Origin of the sequence: Bacillus sp. FSL K6-2431, assembly GCF_038005165.1 — a bacterium.
Taxonomy (GTDB): domain Bacteria; phylum Bacillota; class Bacilli; order Bacillales; family Bacillaceae; genus Bacillus; species Bacillus pumilus.
In genome coordinates this window covers 1,952,671-1,970,820 of record NZ_JBBOSQ010000001.1, presented here as the reverse complement: position 1 = coordinate 1,970,820, position 18,150 = coordinate 1,952,671, and the positions used below count along the sequence as shown (strand labels likewise).

Sequence of the window (18,150 nt, the reverse complement as noted above, 5' to 3'; positions counted from 1 at the left end):
GAGAAATTACCCAATGGCAAGAGAGTTCTCCTTAGACAAAACTCGTAATATTGGTATCATGGCTCACATCGATGCTGGTAAAACGACAACGACTGAGCGTATCTTATACTACACTGGTCGTATCCATAAAATTGGTGAAACTCACGAAGGAGCTTCCCAAATGGACTGGATGGAGCAGGAGCAAGAACGTGGTATTACAATCACTTCTGCTGCTACTACAGCACAATGGAAAGGTTACCGTGTAAACATCATCGATACACCAGGACACGTAGACTTCACTGTTGAAGTTGAACGTTCTTTACGTGTACTTGATGGTGCGGTAGCAGTTCTTGATGCACAATCAGGTGTAGAGCCACAAACTGAAACAGTTTGGCGCCAAGCAACAACTTACGGAGTACCTCGTATCGTATTCGTTAACAAAATGGATAAAACCGGTGCGGACTTCCTTTACTCTGTAGGCACATTAAGAGATCGTCTTCAAGCGAACGCTCATGCAATTCAATTGCCGATCGGCGCTGAAGATCAATTCGAAGGAATCATCGACCTTGTAGATAACGTAGCATACTTCTACGAAGATGACCTTGGAACTCGCTCTGATGCACAAGAAATCCCTGCTGAGTATAAAGACAAAGCTGAAGAGCTTCGCAACAGCCTTATTGAAGCTGTCGCTGAGCTTGATGAAGAGCTTATGGAAAAATACCTTGAGGGTGAAGAAATTACAATTCCTGAATTGAAAGCTGCAATCCGTAAAGGAACGTTGAATGTTGAATTCTACCCAGTTCTTGTTGGATCTGCTTTCAAAAACAAAGGTGTTCAGCTTGTACTTGATGCTGTGCTTGATTACCTTCCTGCACCAACTGATGTTGCTGCAATCAAAGGTATCCTGCCAGATTCAAATGAAGAGGTTGTTCGTGAGTCTACTGATGACGCACCATTCGCAGCTCTTGCATTTAAAGTTATGACTGACCCTTATGTTGGGAAACTTACTTTCTTCCGCGTATACTCTGGAACACTTGCTTCAGGTTCATACGTGAAGAACTCTTCTAAGAACAAGCGTGAGCGTGTTGGACGTATCCTTCAAATGCACGCAAACAGCCGTGAAGAAATCTCTACTGTATATGCAGGGGATATCGCAGCAGCTGTTGGTCTTAAAGATACATCTACTGGTGACACTCTTTGTGACGAGAAAGATACTGTTATCCTTGAGTCTATGGAATTCCCAGAGCCAGTTATCGATGTAGCAATCGAGCCTAAATCAAAAGCTGACCAAGATAAAATGGGTATCGCTTTAGCTAAACTAGCTGAAGAGGATCCAACATTCCGTACACAAACAAACCCTGAAACTGGTCAAACGATCATCTCTGGTATGGGTGAGCTTCACCTTGATATCATTGTTGACCGTATGAAGCGTGAGTTCAAGGTTGAAGCTAACGTAGGTGCTCCTCAAGTTGCGTACCGTGAAACATTCCGTTCTGGTGCAAAAGTTGAAGGTAAATTCGTACGTCAGTCTGGTGGACGTGGTCAGTTCGGACACGTTTGGATCGAATTCGAACCAAACGAAGAAGGCGCAGGCTTCGAATTCCAAAATGCAATCGTCGGTGGGGTTGTTCCTCGTGAATACATTCCAGCTATTCAAGCAGGTCTTGAAGATTCACTTGAAAATGGTGTATTAGCTGGATTCCCATTAATCGACATCAAAGCTAAATTATTTGATGGATCATACCACGATGTTGACTCGAACGAAATGGCGTTTAAAATTGCTGCATCTATGGCATTGAAAAATGCTGTCAGCAAATGTAACCCAGTTCTACTTGAGCCAATGATGAAAGTGGAAGTCGTTATCCCTGAAGAATACATGGGAGACATCATGGGTGATATCACATCTCGTCGTGGACGTGTAGAAGGTATGGAAGCTCGCGGTAACGCTCAAGTTGTTCGCGCAATGGTTCCACTTTCTGAAATGTTCGGATATGCAACTTCACTCCGTTCTAACACACAAGGACGCGGTACTTTCACTATGCACATGGATCACTACGAAGAAGTGCCTAAGAGCATCAGTGAAGAAATCATCAAAAAAAATAAAGGTGAATAATTGATTTTGCCTTTAAACTAAAGTATAACTACTATTGAAGATCAGAAAGTGAGAGGTAACTCTTCACTTTCTATCACTCTATACCAAATACAATGAACCTTTAAGGAGGATTTTTAGAATGGCTAAAGAAAAATTCGACCGTTCCAAATCGCATGCTAACATTGGTACAATTGGACACGTTGACCATGGTAAAACAACTCTAACTGCTGCTATCTCAACAGTTCTTCATAAGAAGTCTGGTAAAGGATCAGCTATGGGATATGACCAAATCGATGGTGCTCCAGAAGAGCGCGAGCGTGGAATCACAATCTCAACTTCACACGTCGAGTATGAAACAGACACTCGTCACTATGCACACGTAGACTGCCCAGGACACGCTGACTACGTTAAAAACATGATCACTGGTGCTGCTCAAATGGACGGCGCGATCTTAGTAGTATCTGCTGCTGATGGTCCAATGCCACAAACACGTGAGCACATCCTACTTTCTCGTAACGTAGGTGTACCATACATCGTAGTATTCCTTAACAAATGTGACATGGTTGACGATGAAGAGTTACTTGAACTTGTTGAAATGGAAGTTCGTGACCTTCTTTCTGACTATGACTTCCCTGGTGATGATGTTCCAGTTATCAAAGGTTCTGCTCTTAAAGCTCTTGAAGGAGATGCTGATTACGAAGCAAAAATCTTTGAACTTATGGATGCGGTTGATGAGTACATCCCAACTCCAGAACGTGACATTGAGAAGCCATTCATGATGCCAGTTGAGGATGTATTCTCAATCACTGGTCGTGGAACTGTTGCTACTGGTCGTGTTGAGCGTGGACAAGTTAAAGTCGGTGACGAAGTTGAAATCATCGGTCTTCAAGAAGACAATGGTAAAACAACTGTTACAGGTGTTGAAATGTTCCGTAAACTTCTTGACTATGCTGAAGCTGGTGACAACATCGGTGCACTACTTCGTGGTGTATCTCGTGAAGATATCCAACGTGGTCAAGTACTTGCTAAACCAGGTACAATCACTCCACATAGCCGTTTCAAAGCTGAAGTTTATGTACTTTCTAAAGAAGAGGGTGGACGTCATACTCCATTCTTCGCTAACTACCGTCCGCAGTTCTACTTCCGTACAACTGACGTAACTGGTATCGTACATCTTCCAGAAGGTACTGAAATGGTTATGCCTGGCGATAACACTGAGATGGAAGTTGAACTTATCTCTACTATCGCTATCGAAGAAGGAACTCGTTTCTCTATCCGTGAGGGTGGACGTACTGTAGGTTCTGGCGTCGTTTCAAATATCATTAAGTAATAAACATTTAAAAGAGACTCCTTGCAAAAGGGTCTCTTTTTTTGCTTTTCCAGATCAGAACGGCTACTATAAGCTATAGAATCTAAATGGAACCGAGAGGATCACTGGAATGGCGAAGACATATTTGAAGAAATGGTTAATCGGCGGGGTTGACCAATGGATTATGATCAAAGAAGATCACACAAGTGAAGCGAAGCCTGTTCTATTATTTTTACACGGTGGGCCCGGCTCCGCTCAAATCAGCTATATCGACTCATTTCATGAGGAACTTAATCAAGATTTTACAGTGGTTCATTGGGATCAGCGAGGTGCGGGACTTTCCTATCAAAAGAACCTCCCCAATACTTCCATGACCATTCAGCAATTTATTGAAGATACGATTGAACTGACAGAGAAAGTCCTTTCATATCTAGGTCAATCAAAATTGTACATCGCCGGATATTCATGGGGGTCATTAATCGCCATACAAGCAGTACATAAGCGCCCAGATCTATATCACGCTTATTATGGAATTAGTCAGGTAGTAGATGTAATAAAAGAAGATATTGTGTCATACAAGCTTCTTTTGGAGAAATGCGAACGAAATCGGTTGTTTACTTGGTGCCTGCGATTACTGACGCCTCCTCCGTGGAAACGAATATCAGCTCATGCTCTGTTCTCTCTATATAAAGAGCTCGGAAGCGTAGGTCTCACACATAGGTGGAAGCCGCTGATTCAAATGCTACGCGGATTTCTTTTTAGTAAGGAATATCAGCTCAAAGATAAGTGGAATTTCCTTAAAGGACAGAAGCTTAGTCAGGACATGCTATGGAATGAATTGATGAATGAGAGCATTGAATACCGAGTTTCTACTATATTAATACCTTGTTACTTTATCATTGGTGAATATGACATGATTACACCAGCTGCTGTATCAAAACCTTATGTTGAGCAATTAACAGCACCAGTCAAAGAATGGTTCACCTTTAAAGAATCTGCACATTCCCCGCATCTAGAAGAACCAGAAGAATTTATTCGTACCATAAAAAAGACGGCTGTACATCATCTTCAGGGAAAGCTTGATTTATAGGCTCAACCCCTGTATAATATGAAAAGTGTGCAAATCATAAATTTATCCGATTTATTATTGCAACACGCAGGCCAATTTGGTACAATAGTGCATGTTGGTCTTTGACTGCGATGAAGTGAGAGGTTGCTGACACACCCGGCCGCTTTGCCATGGCAAGGTGATCAGGTTTTTCTCACGGAGAACTGTCTAACGTAAGTAGGCGAAAAGGAGGGAAAATAATGGCAAAACAAAAAATTCGTATTCGTTTAAAAGCATATGATCATAGAATTCTTGATCAATCTGCTGAGAAGATTGTTGAAACGGCTAAGCGTTCTGGTGCTAGTGTATCTGGTCCAATTCCGCTTCCAACTGAAAAATCAGTTTACACAATCCTTCGTGCGGTGCATAAGTACAAAGATTCTCGTGAGCAATTTGAGATGCGTACTCACAAACGTCTAATCGACATCGTGAATCCAACTCCACAAACAGTTGATGCACTTATGCGTTTAGATTTACCATCTGGTGTAGATATCGAAATCAAACTTTAATTCAAATAGAAAACACATATTATAGGAGGTGTGACTAATGACCAAAGGAATCTTAGGTAGAAAAATTGGTATGACGCAAGTATTCGCAGAAAACGGTGATCTTATCCCTGTAACTGTTGTTGAGGCTGCTGCTAACGTTGTTCTTCAAAAGAAGACTGCTGACACGGATGGCTATGAAGCAATCCAAATCGGTTTTGACGACAAACGTGAAAAGCTTTCTAACAAACCAGAGAAGGGCCACGTTGCTAAAGCGGAAACTGCTCCTAAGCGCTTCGTAAAAGAATTACGCGGTGCGGAGTTAGATGCGTATGAAGTTGGTCAGGAAGTCAAAGTTGATATTTTCGCAAATGGAGATATCGTAGATGTAACAGGAACATCAAAAGGTAAAGGATTCCAAGGGGCTATCAAGCGCCACGGACAATCACGCGGACCAATGACTCACGGTTCACGTTACCACCGTCGTCCTGGTTCAATGGGACCTGTTGATCCAAACCGAGTATTCAAAGGTAAACTTCTTCCAGGTCGTATGGGCGGAGAGCAAATCACTGTCCAAAACCTTGAGATCGTTAAAGTTGATGCAGAACGCAATCTTCTATTGATCAAAGGAAATGTACCAGGAGCTAAAAAATCTCTAGTAACTGTAAAGAGTGCAGTTAAATCTAAATAACTCTCTTAGGAAAGGAGGAAACAAGTCATGCCAAAAGTAGCATTATTTAACCAAAACGGTTCTACTAACGGTGAAATCGAATTAAACGCTTCTGTGTTTGGAATCGAGCCAAACGAAAGCGTAGTATTCGATGCTATTCTTATGCAAAGAGCTTCCTTACGTCAAGGAACTCACAAAGTAAAAACTCGTTCTGAAGTACGTGGCGGAGGTCGTAAGCCTTGGAGACAGAAGGGTACTGGTCGTGCTCGTCAAGGTTCTATCCGTTCACCACAATGGCGCGGAGGCGGTATCGTATTCGGTCCAACACCACGCAGCTATTCTTATAAATTACCTAAAAAAGTTCGCCGCTTGGCTATCAAGTCAGTATTGTCTTCTAAAGTAATCGACAACAACATCATCGTTCTTGAAGATCTGACTCTTGATGCAGTGAAAACGAAAGAATTCGCAGGCATCCTTAAAGGATTATCTGTCGAGAAGAAAGCGTTGATCGTCACTGCGGATGCAAACGAAACAGTTGCTTTATCTGCTCGTAACATCCCTGGAGTAACAGTTGTTGAAGCTAACGGTATCAACGTTCTTGACGTTGTCAACCACGAGAAACTTCTGATCACTAAAGCAGCGGTTGAAAAAGTAGAGGAGGGACTTGCATAATGAAAGATCCTCGTGATGTTCTAAAGCGCCCTATCATTACTGAACGTTCTGCTGATCTAATGACAGAGAAGAAGTACACGTTCGAAGTTGATGTCAGAGCTAACAAAACAGAAGTGAAAGACGCTGTTGAAGAAATCTTTGGAGTGAAAGTTGAGAAAGTCAACGTTCAAAATTACAAAGGGAAATCTAAACGCGTTGGACGCTACACTGGTATGACTAGCCGTCGCAGAAAAGCGATCGTGAAATTAACAGCTGACAGCAAAGAAATCGAAATTTTTGAAGCGTAAATCTTAAAAAGAAGGAGGGAAATTCAAAATGGCGATTAAAAAGTATAAACCAACCAGTAATGGTCGTCGTGGCATGACTACTTCAGATTTTGCTGAAATCACGACTGACAAACCAGAAAAATCGTTGCTTGCGCCGCTTCACAGAAAAGGCGGACGTAACAACCAAGGTAGAATGACTGTTCGTCATCAAGGTGGCGGTCATAAACGTCAATACCGTATCATCGACTTTAAACGTGATAAAGACGGTATACCTGGACGCGTTGCTACAATCGAGTATGATCCAAACCGTTCAGCGAACATCGCTCTTGTAAACTATGCAGATGGTGAGAAACGTTACATTCTTGCTCCGAAAGGAATCCAAGTTGGTACTGAAGTTACTTCTGGACCAGAATCTGACATCAAACCAGGTAATGCTCTTCCACTTATCAACATCCCAGTTGGTACAGTTGTGCATAACATTGAATTAAAACCAGGTAAAGGTGGACAATTAGTTCGTTCTGCTGGTACTTCTGCTCAAGTTCTTGGTAAAGAAGGTAAATACGTTCTTGTACGTTTGAACTCAGGAGAAGTTCGTATGATTCTTTCTGCTTGCCGTGCGACTATCGGTCAAGTTGGAAACGAGCAACACGAATTAATTAACATCGGTAAAGCTGGACGTTCACGCTGGAAAGGCGTACGCCCAACAGTTCGTGGTTCTGTAATGAACCCTAACGATCACCCACACGGTGGTGGTGAAGGACGTGCTCCAATCGGACGTAAATCACCAATGTCTCCATGGGGCAAACCGACTCTTGGATTCAAGACTCGTAAGAAAACCAACAAGTCTGATAAATTCATTGTACGTCGTCGTAAAAACAAGTAACGGGGTTGTCTACGGTTCATTTAGGACCGTAGTTCAATCACGAAGGGAGGTTCCACAATGGCTCGCAGCTTAAAAAAAGGACCATTTGTTGATGATCATTTGATGGCTAAAGTCGAGAAATTGAATGAAACTGACAAAAAGCAAGTCGTAAAAACTTGGTCTCGTCGTTCTACAATTTTCCCACAATTCATCGGTCACACAATCGCTGTCTATGACGGACGCAAACATGTACCTGTTTTCATTTCTGAAGATATGGTAGGTCACAAATTGGGCGAATTCGCACCAAGCCGTACTTACAAAGGTCATGCTAGTGACGATAAAAAAACAAGACGCTAATGAGAGGAGGCTTTTAAATGCAAGCTAAAGCTGTCGCAAGAACAGTCCGTATTGCTCCTCGTAAAGCACGTCTAGTAATGGACCTGATCCGAGGTAAGCAAGTAGGAGAAGCAGTTTCTATCTTAAACCTTACACCTAAGGCTGCTTCACCAATTATTGAAAAAGTATTAAAATCTGCTATCGCAAACGCTGAGCACAACTACGAGTTGGACGCTAACAGCCTAGTGATTACTCAAGCATTCGTTGACGAAGGTCCAACACTTAAGAGATTCCGTCCACGTGCTATGGGTCGTGCGAGCGCAATTAACAAACGTACTAGCCACATTACAATCGTTGTATCAGAAAAGAAGGAGGGATAATCCGTGGGTCAAAAGGTAAATCCAGTAGGTCTTCGTATTGGCGTCATTCGTGATTGGGAATCTAAATGGTTCGCAGGAAAAGATTACGCTGACTTCTTACATGAAGACTTGAAAATCCGTGAATTCATCAGCAAGCGTTTGTCTGACGCGTCTGTTTCTAAAGTAGAAATCGAACGTGCTGCAAACCGCGTAAATATCACAATCCACACGGCTAAACCAGGTATGGTAATTGGTAAAGGCGGATCTGAAGTTGAAGCACTTCGTAAAGCTCTTAACAGCCTAACTGGCAAACGTGTACACATCAACATCCTTGAAATCAAAAGAGCAGATCTTGATGCTCAGCTAGTTGCTGAAAACATCGCTCGTCAACTTGAAAATCGTATTTCATTCCGTCGTGCACAAAAACAAACAATCCAACGCACAATGCGTGCTGGAGCACAAGGAATCAAAACAATGGTTTCTGGTCGTCTTGGCGGTGCAGATATTGCTCGTTCTGAATATTACAGTGAAGGTACTGTTCCGTTGCACACACTTCGTGCTGACATCGACTATGCTACTGCTGAAGCTGACACTACTTATGGTAAGCTTGGCGTAAAAGTATGGATCTATCGTGGAGAAGTCCTTCCAACTAAGAAGAATACTGCGGAAGGAGGAAAATAATATGTTATTGCCAAAACGCGTGAAGTATCGCAGAGAACATCGTGGAAAAATGCGTGGACGTGCAAAAGGTGGTACTGAAGTACATTTCGGTGAGTACGGTATCCAAGCTCAAGAAGCTTCTTGGATCACGAACCGTCAAATCGAAGCTGCTCGTATTGCTATGACTCGTTACATGAAACGTGGCGGTAAAGTTTGGATTAAAATTTTCCCTTCTAAGCCATACACAGCTAAACCTCTAGAGGTCCGCATGGGTTCCGGTAAAGGTGCTCCAGAAGGATGGGTGGCTGTAGTAAAACCAGGCAAAGTTTTATTTGAAATTTCTGGTGTGTCTGAAGAAGTTGCTCGTGAAGCTCTTCGTCTTGCATCTCACAAATTGCCAATTAAAACGAAGTTCGTAAAACGTGAAGAAATTGGTGGTGAATCAAATGAAAGCTAATGAAATTCGTGACCTTACCACTGCTGAAATTGAACAAAAAGTAAAGTCTCTTAAAGAAGAACTTTTCAATCTTCGTTTCCAATTAGCGACTGGGCAGCTTGAAAACACTGCTCGCATTCGTGAAGTGCGTAAATCAATCGCACGCATGAAAACTGTGATTCGTCAAAGAGAAATCGCTGCTAATAAATAATAATTAGAGGGGAGGCCCCGCAAACATGAGCGAACGTAACCAACGTAAAGTGTATCAAGGTCGTGTTGTTTCTGACAAAATGGATAAAACCATCACTGTTGTAGTTGAAACATACAAAAAGCATTCACTTTACGGCAAACGTGTAAGATACTCTAAAAAGTTCAAAGCACATGATGAAAACAACCAAGCAAAAATCGGAGACATCGTAAAGGTCATGGAAACTCGTCCTTTATCTGCGACTAAACGCTTTCGTCTAGTTGAAGTTGTCGAAGAAGCCGTTATTATCTAATAAAGTTCGGATTTCTTTTTCCGAAAGGAGGTAACATTAATGATTCAACAGGAGACTCGTTTAAAAGTAGCTGACAACTCTGGCGCACGCGAAGTACTAACGATTAAAGTTCTTGGTGGCTCTGGACGTAAGACGGCTAACATCGGTGATGTCATTGTTTGTACGGTTAAACAAGCAACACCAGGAGGCGTTGTCAAAAAAGGTGAAGTTGTGAAAGCAGTTATCGTTCGTACAAAGAGCGGAGCTCGCAGAAACGATGGATCTTACATCAGTTTCGATGAAAATGCATGTGTCATTATCCGTGACGACAAGAGCCCACGTGGAACTCGTATCTTCGGACCAGTAGCACGTGAACTTCGTGAAAACAACTATATGAAAATTGTTTCTCTAGCACCAGAAGTACTTTAATGAATACAATCCGCGACTCAAGGAGGTGCGATTAAATGCATGTTAAAAAGGGCGATAAAGTAGTGGTTATCTCTGGTAAAGATAAAGGTAAACAAGGAGTCATCCTTGCTGCTTTCCCTAAGAATGACCGTGTTTTAGTAGAAGGTATTAACCTTGTGAAAAAACACTCTAAACCAACCCAAGCTAACCCTCAGGGCGGAATTTCTGAACAAGAAGCGCCGATCCACGTATCAAACGTAATGCCGCTTGATCCTAAAACGGGTGAAGTGACACGTGTTGGGTATAAAGTTGAGGACGGAAAGAAAGTCCGTGTAGCGAAAAAATCTGGGCAAGTTCTAGATAAATAGTAAATAAGGAAGGGAGGTCTTTCTCATGAACCGCCTTAAAGAAAAGTATGTAAAAGAAATTACACCTGCATTAGTTTCTAAGTTTGAATACAAATCAGTAATGCAAGTGCCAAAAATCGAAAAAATCGTGATCAACATGGGTGTTGGTGACGCCGTTCAAAACGCTAAAGCAATCGATACTGCTGTTGAAGAATTAACGTTTATCGCTGGTCAAAAACCTGTCGTTACTCGTGCGAAGAAGTCTATTGCTGGATTCCGTCTACGTGAAGGAATGCCAATCGGTGCGAAAGTAACACTTCGCGGAGAGCGCATGTACGATTTCCTTGATAAACTTATTTCTGTATCTTTACCACGTGTACGTGACTTCCGCGGGATTTCTAAGAAATCTTTCGACGGTCGTGGAAACTACACGCTTGGTATTAAAGAACAGTTAATCTTCCCAGAAATTGATTACGATAAAGTAACAAAAGTCCGCGGTATGGATATCGTTATCGTTACGACTGCCAATACGGACGAAGAAGCACGTGAGTTATTAACTCAAGTAGGTATGCCGTTCCAGAAATAATCAATGAAAGGGAGGCGAAATCGTGGCTAAAAAGTCTATGATTGCGAAACAACAACGCAAACAAAAGTTTAAAGTTCAAGAGTATACGCGCTGCGAACGTTGTGGACGTCCACATTCAGTAATTCGCAAGTTTAAACTTTGCCGTATTTGTTTCCGCGAACTTGCATATAAAGGACAAATTCCTGGCGTTAAAAAAGCCAGCTGGTAATCCCCATAAATGGGAAGGAGGTTATTAAATAATGGTTATGACAGATCCGATTGCAGATTTGCTGACTCGTATTCGCAATGCGAACATGGTACGTCATGAGAAGCTAGAAGTACCGGCTTCAAAAATCAAAAGAGAAATTGCTGAAATCTTAAAGCGTGAAGGTTTTATCCGTGACGTTGAATATGTAGAAGACAGCAAACAAGGAATTATCCGTATGTTCCTTAAATATGGCCAAAACAACGAACGTGTTATCACTGGTCTTAAAAGAATCAGTAAACCTGGTTTACGTGTATATGCGAAATCAAATGAAGTACCACGTGTACTTAACGGACTTGGAATCGCAATTATTTCTACATCACAAGGTGTTTTATCGGACAAAGAAGCCCGTGCTAAACAAGCTGGTGGAGAAGTACTTGCTTACGTATGGTAAAAAAAGTTTAAGATGAATGGAGGTGCTTGGTATGTCTCGTATAGGTAAAAAACTAATCGAGATCCCTTCAGGAGTTACTGTGACAAACAACGATAACACAGTGACAGTAAAGGGACCAAAAGGTGAACTAACTCGTACATTTCACCCTGATATGGAAATTAAAATTGAGGACAGCGTCTTAACTGTAAGCCGTCCGTCTGATCATAAAGAACACCGTGCATTACATGGTACAACACGTAGCTTAATTGCAAACATGGTTGAAGGTGTATCTAAAGGTTTCGAAAGAGGTTTAGAACTTATCGGTGTCGGTTACCGTGCAGCTAAATCTGGAAACAAACTTGTTCTTAACGTTGGATACTCTCATCCAGTTGAAATCGTTCCTGAGGCTGGAGTTGAAGTCGAAGTTCCATCTCAAACGAAAGTAGTCATTAAAGGTATCGATAAAGAGCGTGTGGGAGCTCTAGCTTCTAACATCCGCGCTGTCCGTTCTCCAGAGCCTTACAAAGGTAAAGGAATTCGTTACGAAGGTGAATTCGTTCGCCGTAAAGAAGGAAAAACTGGTAAGTAAGATCGCTTAATGTGAAGAAAGGAGTGACTCGGATGATTACGAAAACTAGCAAAAACGCTACTCGTCTTAAAAGACACGCTCGTGTTCGTGCGAAACTTTCAGGTACTGCTGAAAGACCTCGCCTTAACGTTTTCCGTTCTAACAAGAACATCTACGCTCAAGTAATTGATGATGTTAACGGTGTAACACTTGTAAGTGCTTCTACTCTTGATAAAGAGTTAAAGATCGAGAATAGTTCTGACGCTGCAGCTGCTACTAAAGTTGGCGAACTTGTTGCAAAACGTGCTGTTGAAAAAGGAATCTCTAACGTGGTATTTGACCGCGGAGGATACTTATATCATGGACGTGTAAAAGCTCTAGCTGAAGCTGCTCGTGAGGCTGGACTTAAATTTTAATAAAAGAAGGAGGGACACATCCGAATGAGTCGTATTGACCAAAGCAAATTAGAGTTAGAAGAACGCTTAGTTACGGTTAACCGCGTAGCGAAAGTTGTTAAAGGTGGACGTCGTTTCCGTTTTGCAGCTTTAGTTGTTGTCGGTGACAAAAACGGTCATGTAGGTTTCGGTACTGGTAAAGCACAAGAAGTACCAGAAGCGATCCGCAAAGCTGTTGAAGATGCGAAAAAGAATTTAATTGAAGTACCAATGGTTGGAACTACAATTCCACATGAAATCATCGGTCGATTCGGTGCAGGAAACGTTCTATTGAAGCCTGCTTCAGAAGGTACAGGAGTTATCGCTGGAGGCCCAGTGCGTGCGGTTCTTGAGCTTGCTGGTCTAGCTGATATCCTTTCTAAATCTCTAGGTTCTAATACACCGATCAACATGATCCGCGCAACACTTCAGGGTTTAAGTGAACTTAAACGTGCTGAAGACGTTGCGAAGCTTCGTGGAAAATCTGTAGAAGACCTGTTAGGATAAGGAGGGAACATTAATGGCAAATAAATTAGAAATTACCCTCAAACGCAGTGTAATCGGTCGCCCAGAAGATCAGCGTGTCACTGTTCGTACTCTTGGTCTTAAGAAAACAAACCAAACAGTCGTACATGAAGACAATGCAGCGATCCGCGGCATGATTAACAAGGTGTCTCATTTAGTTTCTGTTAAAGAACAATAAAACATTTTTAATCGATAAGGAGGTGCCCAAATGAAACTTCATGAATTGAAGCCTTCAGAAGGTTCACGTAAAGTACGCAACCGTGTTGGTCGTGGTATTGGATCAGGTAACGGTAAAACTTCTGGTAAAGGTCATAAAGGTCAAAACGCTCGTTCTGGCGGCGGTGTACGCCCTGGTTTCGAAGGTGGTCAGATGCCTTTATTCCAACGTCTTCCAAAACGTGGTTTTACAAACATCAACCGTAAAGATTACGCGGTAATCAACTTAGACAGATTAAACAGTTTTGACGAAGGAACGGAAGTAACTCCTGAACTTCTTCTAGAGACTGGTGCAATAAGCAAGTTAAAAGCAGGAGTAAAAATTCTTGGCAACGGTAAATTAGAAAAAAAATTAACTGTAAAAGCCAATAAATTCTCTGCTTCTGCGAAAGAAGCTATTGAAGCTGCTGGCGGTACAGCCGAGGTGATCTAACTTGTTTAAGACAATCTCCAATTTTATGCGCGTGAAAGATATACGGAATAAGATTATATTCACTCTTTTAATGTTAATCGTCTTTCGTATAGGTGCTTTCATCCCTGTGCCTAATGTGAACGCCGAAGTTCTCCAGGCACAGGATCAAATGAGTGTTTTCGGGATCCTCAACACGTTTGGGGGCGGGGCACTTTTCCAATTCTCCATTCTTGCAATGGGGATTATGCCGTATATCACCGCTTCGATCATCATTCAGCTCTTGCAGATGGATGTTGTTCCGAAGTTCACTGAGTGGTCAAAGCAAGGAGAGGTTGGCCGCCGAAAATTAGCACAATTCACAAGGTATTTTACAATTGTTCTAGGTTTTATCCAGGCGTTAGGAATGTCATATGGATTCAACAATATGGCAGGAGGCATGCTGATTGAAAACCCAGGTGTTTCAACGTACCTCTTAATTGCGGTCGTACTCACTGCGGGAACAGCATTTTTAATGTGGCTGGGAGAGCAGATTACTGCTCACGGTGTTGGTAACGGTATTTCGATTATTATCTTTGCCGGGATCATCGCAGGTATCCCTCAAACATTAAAACAAGTGTACGCTCAGCAGTTTGTAGGTGGAGATGGACAGCTGTTCATGCAAATCCTGAAAATTGCCCTTATTGTCATTGCTATTCTTGTCATTGTTATTGGTGTTATTTACATTCAAATGGCAGTGAGAAAGATTGCGATTCAATATTCAAAAGGAACTGGCCGTGCACAAATGTCTGCTAGTCAAGCAACGCATCTTCCATTGAAAGTGAATCCAGCAGGGGTGATTCCAGTCATCTTTGCCGTTTCTTTCATTATTACTCCGCAGACGGTCGCATCGTTCTTCGGAACCAATAATGTGACAACTTGGATAACCAACAACTTTGACTATACTAAGCCAATCGGTATGACGATTTATGTAGCACTGATTGTTGCTTTCACATATTTTTATGCCTTTGTCCAAGTGAATCCTGAACAAATGGCTGAAAATCTGCAAAAGCAGGGTGGCTATATCCCGGGAGTTCGTCCAGGGAAAATGACTCAAGATAGAATTACGAGCATTTTGTACCGACTCACGTTTGTGGGCGCCATTTTCTTAGCCGTGATTTCAATACTTCCTATCTTTTTCATTCAATTCGCTGGATTACCTTCCGCTGCACAAATTGGCGGCACAAGTCTTCTCATTGTTGTAGGTGTTGCACTTGAAACAATGAAACAGCTTGAAAGCCAATTAGTGAAACGAAACTACCGTGGATTTATGAAATAAAACAGAGGGCTGGGCTCCTGCCCAACCTCTCTAAGTAAGGAAGGGGAAATCCGAAATGAACTTAGTCTTAATGGGGCTTCCGGGTGCTGGTAAAGGCACTCAGGCAGAACGAATTGTTGATGATTATGGGATCCCTCATATCTCAACAGGAGATATGTTCCGCGCTGCTATGAAAGAGGAGACACAACTTGGGCTCGAAGCAAAATCCTTTATCGATAAAGGAGAGCTTGTTCCTGATGAGGTCACAATCGGTATTGTTAGAGAAAGACTTGGCAAAAATGATTGTGAACAAGGTTTTCTTCTGGACGGATTTCCGCGAACAGTCGCTCAGGCTGAAGCTTTAGAAGACATTCTAAAGGACCTTGGCAGAACGATTGATTATGTCATTAATATTAAAGTCGATAAAGATGCATTGATGGAGCGTCTGACTGGCCGAAGAATTTGCAAAAATTGCGGAGCAACCTATCATTTAGTATTCAATCCACCTGCGAAAGAAAATGTTTGCGATAAGTGTGGAGGCGAGCTTTATCAACGTGCAGATGATAATGCAGAAACCGTTTCGACTAGACTTGAAGTAAACTTAAAGCAGACTGAACCTTTACTGAACTTCTATTCAGAAAAAGGATATCTTGCAAACATTGATGGTGCAAAACACATTAACGATGTATATGCAGATATCAAGGACCTGCTTGGGGGATTAAATAAATGATTATCTGTAAAACTCCTCGCGAGCTTGAGATTATGAGAGAAGCTGGACGCATTGTCGCACTGACTCATGAAGAGCTGAAGAAACACATAAAACCAGGTATTTCGACAAAAGAATTGGATCAAATTGCCGAACGTTTTATTACAAAGCAGGGTGCAATCCCATCTTTTAAAGGGTATAATGGTTTTCGCGGGAGCATTTGCGTTTCGGTGAATGAAGAACTCGTTCACGGTATTCCTGGTAAACGGGTTTTACGTGATGGTGACATCATTAGTATCGATATTGGCGCAAAGTTAAATGGCTATCATGGTGACTCTGCTTGGACTTATCCAGTTGGGGTAATCAGTGATGAAGACCGCAAACTACTGGAAGTCACAGAGGAATCTCTATATAAAGGCTTACAGGAAGCAAAGCCAGGCGAACGTCTGTCGAACATTTCCCATGCCATACAAACGTATGTAGAAAACGAGAATTTCTCAGTTGTTAGAGAATATGTTGGACATGGGGTCGGACAGGATCTTCATGAGGACCCTCAAATTCCTCATTATGGTCCGCCCAACAAAGGCCCGCGGCTAAAACCTGGAATGGTGTTGGCCATCGAACCGATGGTGAACGCAGGCAGCCGATATGTGAAAACATTGGCTGATAACTGGACGGTTGTAACGGTTGATGGGAAAAAGTGTGCTCACTTTGAGCATACGATTGCGATTACAGATACAGGTTTTGATATACTGACTAAGATTTAGGTCTTCACTGAAGCCTTTCAGGCCCAAATCGGGCAGGTTGTCTGTATAGTCCAAAGGAAAGAACAAGATCAGTATACAGGTGTCATCGGCATGTTCGGTGGCTGCCATGTACTAATCGCAGACGGAGAAAAGCGTAAATTTCATTCTCCTAAGAAAAAATATCAATCATATAACCTTTTATGGTTGCGTATCTCCGGAAGTTCAGAACAGTATATTCAAAACAGGTCGGGTGATAGATGGACAATTGAGATAAACTCATTTGGACATTTGTCAGAGAGCAAGTTACTGATTTGAAGAAGGGAGAACACTTGAATGGCGAAAGACGATGTAATTGAAGTGGAAGGTACTGTAGCAGAAACTTTGCCAAATGCAATGTTCAAAGTTGAACTAGAGAATGGTCATACAGTTTTGGCTCATGTATCAGGAAAAATCCGTATGCACTTCATTCGCATTTTACCTGGAGACAAAGTTACGGTAGAATTATCTCCATATGACTTAACTCGTGGTAGAATTACGTACCGTTACAAATAAAGCAACTCCGGAAGAAGGAGGTTGGAAACACATGAAAGTGAGACCATCTGTTAAACCTATCTGTGAAAAATGTAAAGTTATTCGCAGAAAAGGAAAAGTAATGGTGATCTGTGAAAACCCAAAACATAAACAAAAACAAGGCTAATAACAAGGAGGTGCCCAAATCATGGCTCGTATTGCTGGTGTAGATATTCCACGTGATAAACGTGTTGTCATTTCTTTAACATATGTTTTTGGAATTGGTCGTACGACTGCGCAACAAGTCCTTAAAGAAGCAGGTGTTTCTGAAGACACTCGCGTTCGCGATCTAACTGAAGACGAACTTGGTAAAATCCGTGATATCATTGACAAACTTAAAGTAGAAGGTGACCTTCGTCGTGAAGTTTCACTTAACATTAAGCGTCTAATTGAAATCGGAAGCTACCGCGGAATCCGTCATCGTAGAGGACTTCCTGTTCGTGGACAAAACACAAAAAACAACGCGCGTACTCGTAAAGGTCCGCGTCGTACTGTAGCTAACAAGAAAAAATAAGTAAAGGAGGTAGTTAAAGAATGGCTGCTGCTCGTAAACAAAATACGCGTAAACGTCGCGTGAAAAAGAATATTGAAGCTGGAATCGCTCATATTCGTTCCACTTTCAACAACACGATTGTAACGATTACTGATGTTCATGGAAACGCAATTTCTTGGTCAAGTGCTGGTGCATTAGGATTCAGAGGTTCTCGTAAATCTACTCCTTTCGCTGCACAAATGGCTGCTGAAACTGCTGCTAAAGGTTCTATCGAACATGGTCTTAAAACACTTGAAGTAACTGTTAAAGGTCCTGGTTCTGGTCGTGAAGCTGCAATTCGTGCACTTCAAGCTGCAGGTCTTGAAGTTACTGCAATCAGAGACGTAACTCCAGTTCCTCATAACGGATGCCGTCCACCAAAACGTCGCCGCGTGTAATTTGTTTGTATAGATTTTGTGTCCCTGTCAATAATGGGTTATGATACAGTTATTTATGAGACGAATACACGACTCGTT

General features: G+C 42.0%; 31 protein-coding genes and 1 pseudogene. All 32 read left to right on the top strand.

Features of this window, described 5'->3' with window-relative positions; translation table 11 throughout:
- The first annotated feature begins 13 nt into the window (after positions 1-13).
- The 32 genes and pseudogenes from fusA to rpsK all read left to right on the top strand — a co-directional run bounded on the left by fusA (position 14) and on the right by rpsK (position 18,072).
- Positions 14-2,092 (top strand): elongation factor G, encoded by a 2,079-nt coding sequence (gene fusA / locus MHH40_RS09780; RefSeq protein ID WP_050945820.1) that lies wholly within the window; start codon positions 14-16, stop codon positions 2,090-2,092.
- Between the two features lie 118 nt (positions 2,093-2,210).
- On the top strand, positions 2,211-3,401 hold the full coding sequence (gene tuf / locus MHH40_RS09775) for an elongation factor Tu (protein ID WP_003217109.1): 1,191 nt from the start codon (positions 2,211-2,213) through the stop codon (positions 3,399-3,401).
- Between the two features lie 109 nt (positions 3,402-3,510).
- On the top strand, positions 3,511-4,470 hold the full coding sequence (locus MHH40_RS09770) for an alpha/beta fold hydrolase (RefSeq protein WP_226804567.1): 960 nt from the start codon (positions 3,511-3,513) through the stop codon (positions 4,468-4,470).
- Between the two features lie 218 nt (positions 4,471-4,688).
- Positions 4,689-4,997, top strand: a complete 309-nt coding sequence (rpsJ, locus tag MHH40_RS09765) for a 30S ribosomal protein S10 (RefSeq protein WP_003156464.1) — start codon at positions 4,689-4,691, stop codon at positions 4,995-4,997.
- Positions 4,998-5,034: 37 nt separating this feature from the next.
- Positions 5,035-5,664, top strand: a complete 630-nt coding sequence (gene rplC / locus MHH40_RS09760; RefSeq protein WP_003217069.1) for a 50S ribosomal protein L3 — start codon at positions 5,035-5,037, stop codon at positions 5,662-5,664.
- Positions 5,665-5,691: 27 nt separating this feature from the next.
- Positions 5,692-6,315: a 50S ribosomal protein L4 gene (gene rplD / locus MHH40_RS09755; protein ID WP_003217216.1), complete on the top strand. Its 624-nt coding sequence runs from the start codon at positions 5,692-5,694 to the stop codon at positions 6,313-6,315.
- Positions 6,315-6,602, top strand: a complete 288-nt coding sequence (gene rplW, locus MHH40_RS09750; RefSeq protein WP_003217016.1) for a 50S ribosomal protein L23 — start codon at positions 6,315-6,317, stop codon at positions 6,600-6,602. Before rplD ends, rplW begins: the two co-directional genes overlap by 1 nt.
- A gap of 28 nt (positions 6,603-6,630) precedes the next feature.
- Positions 6,631-7,464 (top strand): 50S ribosomal protein L2, encoded by an 834-nt coding sequence (gene rplB, locus MHH40_RS09745; protein WP_003217065.1) that lies wholly within the window; start codon positions 6,631-6,633, stop codon positions 7,462-7,464.
- Between the two features lie 57 nt (positions 7,465-7,521).
- Positions 7,522-7,800 carry a 30S ribosomal protein S19 gene (rpsS, locus tag MHH40_RS09740; RefSeq protein ID WP_003216920.1) on the top strand — a complete coding sequence of 93 codons (279 nt, stop codon included), beginning with the start codon at positions 7,522-7,524 and terminating at the stop codon, positions 7,798-7,800.
- Between the two features lie 17 nt (positions 7,801-7,817).
- The gene (gene rplV, locus MHH40_RS09735; protein WP_007496316.1) at positions 7,818-8,159 is read left to right on the top strand and encodes a 50S ribosomal protein L22; all 342 of its coding nucleotides are present in this window, start codon (positions 7,818-7,820) and stop codon (positions 8,157-8,159) included.
- A gap of 3 nt (positions 8,160-8,162) precedes the next feature.
- Positions 8,163-8,819: a 30S ribosomal protein S3 gene (rpsC, locus tag MHH40_RS09730; protein WP_003217241.1), complete on the top strand. Its 657-nt coding sequence runs from the start codon at positions 8,163-8,165 to the stop codon at positions 8,817-8,819.
- A 1-nt stretch (position 8,820) separates the two neighbouring features.
- The gene (gene rplP / locus MHH40_RS09725) at positions 8,821-9,255 is read left to right on the top strand and encodes a 50S ribosomal protein L16 (RefSeq protein WP_003217039.1); all 435 of its coding nucleotides are present in this window, start codon (positions 8,821-8,823) and stop codon (positions 9,253-9,255) included.
- The gene (gene rpmC, locus MHH40_RS09720) at positions 9,245-9,445 is read left to right on the top strand and encodes a 50S ribosomal protein L29 (protein WP_003217155.1); all 201 of its coding nucleotides are present in this window, start codon (positions 9,245-9,247) and stop codon (positions 9,443-9,445) included. Before rplP ends, rpmC begins: the two co-directional genes overlap by 11 nt.
- A gap of 25 nt (positions 9,446-9,470) precedes the next feature.
- A complete protein-coding gene (rpsQ, locus tag MHH40_RS09715) occupies positions 9,471-9,734 on the top strand; it encodes a 30S ribosomal protein S17 (RefSeq protein WP_003216906.1) in 264 nt (87 codons plus the stop codon).
- A 39-nt stretch (positions 9,735-9,773) separates the two neighbouring features.
- Positions 9,774-10,142, top strand: coding sequence for a 50S ribosomal protein L14 (gene rplN / locus MHH40_RS09710; RefSeq protein ID WP_003216882.1), 369 nt, complete (start codon positions 9,774-9,776; stop codon positions 10,140-10,142).
- Between the two features lie 35 nt (positions 10,143-10,177).
- Positions 10,178-10,489 carry a 50S ribosomal protein L24 gene (gene rplX, locus MHH40_RS09705; protein ID WP_003217151.1) on the top strand — a complete coding sequence of 104 codons (312 nt, stop codon included), beginning with the start codon at positions 10,178-10,180 and terminating at the stop codon, positions 10,487-10,489.
- A 25-nt stretch (positions 10,490-10,514) separates the two neighbouring features.
- Positions 10,515-11,054 (top strand): 50S ribosomal protein L5, encoded by a 540-nt coding sequence (rplE, locus tag MHH40_RS09700; RefSeq protein ID WP_003217159.1) that lies wholly within the window; start codon positions 10,515-10,517, stop codon positions 11,052-11,054.
- 22 nt (positions 11,055-11,076) lie between these two features.
- Positions 11,077-11,262 carry a 30S ribosomal protein S14 gene (gene rpsN, locus MHH40_RS09695; RefSeq protein WP_008356542.1) on the top strand — a complete coding sequence of 62 codons (186 nt, stop codon included), beginning with the start codon at positions 11,077-11,079 and terminating at the stop codon, positions 11,260-11,262.
- Positions 11,263-11,293: 31 nt separating this feature from the next.
- Entirely contained in the window at positions 11,294-11,692 is a 399-nt protein-coding gene (gene rpsH / locus MHH40_RS09690) for a 30S ribosomal protein S8 (RefSeq protein ID WP_003217040.1), read from the top strand.
- A gap of 31 nt (positions 11,693-11,723) precedes the next feature.
- Positions 11,724-12,260 (top strand): 50S ribosomal protein L6, encoded by a 537-nt coding sequence (gene rplF, locus MHH40_RS09685; protein WP_003217186.1) that lies wholly within the window; start codon positions 11,724-11,726, stop codon positions 12,258-12,260.
- A gap of 32 nt (positions 12,261-12,292) precedes the next feature.
- Entirely contained in the window at positions 12,293-12,655 is a 363-nt protein-coding gene (rplR, locus tag MHH40_RS09680; RefSeq protein ID WP_003216951.1) for a 50S ribosomal protein L18, read from the top strand.
- A gap of 24 nt (positions 12,656-12,679) precedes the next feature.
- Positions 12,680-13,180, top strand: a complete 501-nt coding sequence (rpsE, locus tag MHH40_RS09675) for a 30S ribosomal protein S5 (protein WP_003217179.1) — start codon at positions 12,680-12,682, stop codon at positions 13,178-13,180.
- A 13-nt stretch (positions 13,181-13,193) separates the two neighbouring features.
- A complete protein-coding gene (gene rpmD, locus MHH40_RS09670; RefSeq protein WP_003217067.1) occupies positions 13,194-13,376 on the top strand; it encodes a 50S ribosomal protein L30 in 183 nt (60 codons plus the stop codon).
- Positions 13,377-13,406: 30 nt separating this feature from the next.
- Positions 13,407-13,847 (top strand): 50S ribosomal protein L15, encoded by a 441-nt coding sequence (rplO, locus tag MHH40_RS09665; RefSeq protein ID WP_003216888.1) that lies wholly within the window; start codon positions 13,407-13,409, stop codon positions 13,845-13,847.
- Position 13,848: 1 nt separating this feature from the next.
- Positions 13,849-15,141: a preprotein translocase subunit SecY gene (gene secY, locus MHH40_RS09660; RefSeq protein ID WP_012008710.1), complete on the top strand. Its 1,293-nt coding sequence runs from the start codon at positions 13,849-13,851 to the stop codon at positions 15,139-15,141.
- A gap of 55 nt (positions 15,142-15,196) precedes the next feature.
- A complete protein-coding gene (locus MHH40_RS09655) occupies positions 15,197-15,850 on the top strand; it encodes an adenylate kinase (RefSeq protein WP_012008711.1) in 654 nt (217 codons plus the stop codon).
- The gene (gene map, locus MHH40_RS09650) at positions 15,847-16,593 is read left to right on the top strand and encodes a type I methionyl aminopeptidase (protein WP_003217210.1); all 747 of its coding nucleotides are present in this window, start codon (positions 15,847-15,849) and stop codon (positions 16,591-16,593) included. Before MHH40_RS09655 ends, map begins: the two co-directional genes overlap by 4 nt.
- Positions 16,594-16,620: 27 nt before the next feature.
- Positions 16,621-16,928: pseudogene (locus MHH40_RS09645) on the top strand (KOW domain-containing RNA-binding protein).
- A complete protein-coding gene (infA, locus tag MHH40_RS09640; protein ID WP_003217190.1) occupies positions 16,906-17,124 on the top strand; it encodes a translation initiation factor IF-1 in 219 nt (72 codons plus the stop codon). Before MHH40_RS09645 ends, infA begins: the two are co-directional and overlap by 23 nt.
- A 31-nt stretch (positions 17,125-17,155) precedes the next feature.
- Positions 17,156-17,269, top strand: coding sequence for a 50S ribosomal protein L36 (gene rpmJ, locus MHH40_RS09635; protein WP_003156543.1), 114 nt, complete (start codon positions 17,156-17,158; stop codon positions 17,267-17,269).
- Between the two features lie 21 nt (positions 17,270-17,290).
- Positions 17,291-17,656, top strand: a complete 366-nt coding sequence (gene rpsM, locus MHH40_RS09630) for a 30S ribosomal protein S13 (protein ID WP_003217023.1) — start codon at positions 17,291-17,293, stop codon at positions 17,654-17,656.
- Positions 17,657-17,676: 20 nt separating this feature from the next.
- Complete coding sequence (rpsK, locus tag MHH40_RS09625) at positions 17,677-18,072, top strand: 30S ribosomal protein S11 (protein ID WP_003217231.1); 396 nt, start codon at positions 17,677-17,679, stop codon at positions 18,070-18,072.
- Positions 18,073-18,150 lie beyond the last annotated feature (78 nt).

Coding starts and splice junctions, on each gene's coding strand:
- rpsS (WP_003216920.1), top strand. CDS start 7,522: ATGGCTCGCAGCTTAAAAAAAGGACCATTTGTTGATGATCATTTGATG.
- rpmC (WP_003217155.1), top strand. CDS start 9,245: ATGAAAGCTAATGAAATTCGTGACCTTACCACTGCTGAAATTGAACAA.
- tuf (WP_003217109.1), top strand. CDS start 2,211: ATGGCTAAAGAAAAATTCGACCGTTCCAAATCGCATGCTAACATTGGT.
- rplO (WP_003216888.1), top strand. CDS start 13,407: ATGAAACTTCATGAATTGAAGCCTTCAGAAGGTTCACGTAAAGTACGC.
- rpsK (WP_003217231.1), top strand. CDS start 17,677: ATGGCTGCTGCTCGTAAACAAAATACGCGTAAACGTCGCGTGAAAAAG.
- rpsQ (WP_003216906.1), top strand. CDS start 9,471: ATGAGCGAACGTAACCAACGTAAAGTGTATCAAGGTCGTGTTGTTTCT.
- rpsM (WP_003217023.1), top strand. CDS start 17,291: ATGGCTCGTATTGCTGGTGTAGATATTCCACGTGATAAACGTGTTGTC.
- rplB (WP_003217065.1), top strand. CDS start 6,631: ATGGCGATTAAAAAGTATAAACCAACCAGTAATGGTCGTCGTGGCATG.
- rpsH (WP_003217040.1), top strand. CDS start 11,294: ATGGTTATGACAGATCCGATTGCAGATTTGCTGACTCGTATTCGCAAT.
- rpmD (WP_003217067.1), top strand. CDS start 13,194: ATGGCAAATAAATTAGAAATTACCCTCAAACGCAGTGTAATCGGTCGC.
- MHH40_RS09655 (WP_012008711.1), top strand. CDS start 15,197: ATGAACTTAGTCTTAATGGGGCTTCCGGGTGCTGGTAAAGGCACTCAG.
- rplX (WP_003217151.1), top strand. CDS start 10,178: ATGCATGTTAAAAAGGGCGATAAAGTAGTGGTTATCTCTGGTAAAGAT.
- infA (WP_003217190.1), top strand. CDS start 16,906: ATGGCGAAAGACGATGTAATTGAAGTGGAAGGTACTGTAGCAGAAACT.
- rplC (WP_003217069.1), top strand. CDS start 5,035: ATGACCAAAGGAATCTTAGGTAGAAAAATTGGTATGACGCAAGTATTC.
- rplP (WP_003217039.1), top strand. CDS start 8,821: ATGTTATTGCCAAAACGCGTGAAGTATCGCAGAGAACATCGTGGAAAA.
- rpsE (WP_003217179.1), top strand. CDS start 12,680: ATGAGTCGTATTGACCAAAGCAAATTAGAGTTAGAAGAACGCTTAGTT.
- rplW (WP_003217016.1), top strand. CDS start 6,315: ATGAAAGATCCTCGTGATGTTCTAAAGCGCCCTATCATTACTGAACGT.
- rplE (WP_003217159.1), top strand. CDS start 10,515: ATGAACCGCCTTAAAGAAAAGTATGTAAAAGAAATTACACCTGCATTA.
- rplN (WP_003216882.1), top strand. CDS start 9,774: ATGATTCAACAGGAGACTCGTTTAAAAGTAGCTGACAACTCTGGCGCA.
- rplD (WP_003217216.1), top strand. CDS start 5,692: ATGCCAAAAGTAGCATTATTTAACCAAAACGGTTCTACTAACGGTGAA.
- rpmJ (WP_003156543.1), top strand. CDS start 17,156: ATGAAAGTGAGACCATCTGTTAAACCTATCTGTGAAAAATGTAAAGTT.
- fusA (WP_050945820.1), top strand. CDS start 14: ATGGCAAGAGAGTTCTCCTTAGACAAAACTCGTAATATTGGTATCATG.
- MHH40_RS09770 (WP_226804567.1), top strand. CDS start 3,511: ATGGCGAAGACATATTTGAAGAAATGGTTAATCGGCGGGGTTGACCAA.
- rplR (WP_003216951.1), top strand. CDS start 12,293: ATGATTACGAAAACTAGCAAAAACGCTACTCGTCTTAAAAGACACGCT.
- rplF (WP_003217186.1), top strand. CDS start 11,724: ATGTCTCGTATAGGTAAAAAACTAATCGAGATCCCTTCAGGAGTTACT.
- map (WP_003217210.1), top strand. CDS start 15,847: ATGATTATCTGTAAAACTCCTCGCGAGCTTGAGATTATGAGAGAAGCT.
- rplV (WP_007496316.1), top strand. CDS start 7,818: ATGCAAGCTAAAGCTGTCGCAAGAACAGTCCGTATTGCTCCTCGTAAA.
- rpsJ (WP_003156464.1), top strand. CDS start 4,689: ATGGCAAAACAAAAAATTCGTATTCGTTTAAAAGCATATGATCATAGA.